The sequence below is a fragment of the Oleiphilus sp. HI0066 genome (genome assembly GCF_001635725.1).
Map to the genome: position 1 here is coordinate 1 of NZ_LWFH01000677.1, position 1,956 is coordinate 1,956.

Consider the following 1,956-nt stretch of genomic DNA (forward strand, 5'->3'; position numbering starts at 1 on the left):
ATATGGCCAACCTCGGAATTGCCCATCTGCCCGTCAGGTAATCCAACCGCCATGCCTGATGTGGCAATCAGAGTACTTGGTTTGGAGTTCCACATGTCATCCCAAAATGGAGTTTTAGCGTTTTGAATTGCGTTAAAATTGCTCTCCTCTCGGTAGCCCCAGCCATCAAGAATGATTAGTGCAGTGGTGCGTTTTGCCATAATGCTTCGGTCTCAAAGTTTAAGAGTTCAAAATTGGGCGCGATTTTACCGTTTCTTTTGCTTCTTGGCGACTTATTCCCGAGAGTCTCTGTCTCGTACTTGATGGCTTGTGTATAATGCGCGCCGAAATATTTAAAAGGGAAAGCTAATGGATCGTTTGTTTGAATTTATCGGTAACCACTGGGAGCTAGTCAGTATCTTCTTTGGTTTGCTGTTCGCGTTGTGGTGGACCGAAAAAGCAAAGGCTGGTCAGAGCTTAAGTCCGCTAGCCGTTACACAACTTTTGAATAAAGATGAAGCGGTTATTGTTGATGTTCGTGACAAGAAAGACTTTAACGAAGGGCGTATTACCGGATCTATCCATGTGCCATTCACAAGTTTTAAAGACCGCACCAGCGAGCTAGAAACTTACAAAGACAAGCAAATTATTATTGCTGATAAAATGGGGCAACATTCGGGAGCTGCCGGGAAGCTTTTAAGAGCTGCGGGTTTTGAAAATGTGGCTCGATTACAGGGTGGCATTGCTGAGTGGAAAGCGAGCAACATGCCACTTGTTAAAAAGTAGTGTATCGCCGCACATATTAGATTTATGAGATTGCAGTGTTATGGCTAAAAACGTCGTTATTTACAGCTCAAATTATTGTCCATTTTGTGTGAGAGCCAAGTCTTTGTTAAAGAAGAAAGGCGTGTCATACAAGGAATTAGTGGTTGATGGTGATCCTTCTCTGCGTCAAGAAATGATGCGATTGAGTCGTCAGCACACTGTGCCACAAATATGGATTGGTAATACGCATGTGGGTGGGTGTGATGACCTGTATGCGCTAGAGCGAGCGGGTAAGCTCAATCCTCTGCTTACTTGATATGAAAAAATATGTGTTTAGGCCCGAAAAAGAGAGCTGTGCACTCGTTATCTAGCGATACAGTGCTTAGTATGCAGGTACTGAGCGATGCTCTATCTAAAAAGAATATAGATTTAAGGTAAAAAAGATGTCTGAAAACGAAACTCCAGTAGAAAATGCCGAACAAGAAGCAAATCAACAACCGCAAGCTGGTTTTGCGATGGAAAAAGTATATGTAAAAGATGCTTCTTTTGAGTCGCCAAACTCTCCAATTGTTTTCACTAAGGCATGGCAGCCAAAAGTAAAAATGGATCTGAATACCAAGCACACAGTGATCGAATCGGAAGTGCACGAGGTTGCAGTCACGATTACTTTGACTGTATCGGTTGAGGATATGACGGCGTATATTGTTGAAGTTCAACAAGCTGGTATTTTCAGAATCGTCGGTTTAGAAGGTGTTCAGTACCACCATGCAGTAGGTGCTGTATGCCCTAACTTGTTGTTCCCATATCTTCGCGAAAGTATTGATAATATCGTTGTTAAAGGTGGTTTCCAGCCAGTGATGTTAGCGCCGATCAATTTTGACGCGATGTTTGCGCAGGCAATGGCAAAGAAACAGCAGCAGGAGCAAGAAGCAGCAAGCGCTGAAGCAGCTGAATCAACAGTTCAGTAAGACTGCGTGACTGCAATCCATAAAAAACCGCTAAGCATTTATTGTTTAGCGGTTTTTTATGAGCGAAAAAATCTATGCAGATCTAACTTCCAGCCTGAAAGCTAAGCTGACGCCAGGCTTCATACACGACAATCGCAACTGAATTAGACAGGTTTAAGCTGCGACTTCCTTCCAACATTGGAATTCGAATACAAAAGTCCGTTCCTAGTCCCTCTCGAACATCACTAGGTAATCCACGAGTTTC

At 43.2% G+C, this 1,956-nt stretch carries 4 protein-coding genes and 1 pseudogene; 3 read left to right on the top strand and 2 right to left on the bottom strand.

Annotated features, from left to right (window positions below):
* A pseudogene (locus A3738_RS08590) lies at positions 1-200 on the bottom strand (2,3-bisphosphoglycerate-independent phosphoglycerate mutase); the annotation flags it as partial.
* A gap of 148 nt (positions 201-348) precedes the next feature.
* Here A3738_RS08590 and A3738_RS08595 point away from each other — a divergent pair.
* The 3 genes from A3738_RS08595 to secB all read left to right on the top strand — a co-directional run bounded on the left by A3738_RS08595 (position 349) and on the right by secB (position 1,712).
* The gene (locus A3738_RS08595; RefSeq protein ID WP_068476281.1) at positions 349-765 is read left to right on the top strand and encodes a rhodanese-like domain-containing protein; all 417 of its coding nucleotides are present in this window, start codon (positions 349-351) and stop codon (positions 763-765) included.
* 40 nt (positions 766-805) lie between these two features.
* Entirely contained in the window at positions 806-1,060 is a 255-nt protein-coding gene (grxC, locus tag A3738_RS08600) for a glutaredoxin 3 (protein ID WP_068476280.1), read from the top strand.
* Between the two features lie 127 nt (positions 1,061-1,187).
* On the top strand, positions 1,188-1,712 hold the full coding sequence (secB, locus tag A3738_RS08605; protein WP_068476279.1) for a protein-export chaperone SecB: 525 nt from the start codon (positions 1,188-1,190) through the stop codon (positions 1,710-1,712).
* 82 nt (positions 1,713-1,794) lie between these two features.
* On the opposite strand, the gene A3738_RS29220 is transcribed toward secB, so the two are convergent.
* A partial coding sequence (locus A3738_RS29220; RefSeq protein ID WP_304440088.1) for a tRNA (cytidine(34)-2'-O)-methyltransferase occupies positions 1,795-1,956 on the bottom strand: 162 nt, incomplete at its 5' end.

Excerpts from the sequence above, each read along its gene's own strand:
- secB (WP_068476279.1), top strand. The coding sequence starts at position 1,188 with ATGTCTGAAAACGAAACTCCAGTAGAAAATGCCGAACAAGAAGCAAAT.
- A3738_RS08595 (WP_068476281.1), top strand. The coding sequence starts at position 349 with ATGGATCGTTTGTTTGAATTTATCGGTAACCACTGGGAGCTAGTCAGT.
- grxC (WP_068476280.1), top strand. The coding sequence starts at position 806 with ATGGCTAAAAACGTCGTTATTTACAGCTCAAATTATTGTCCATTTTGT.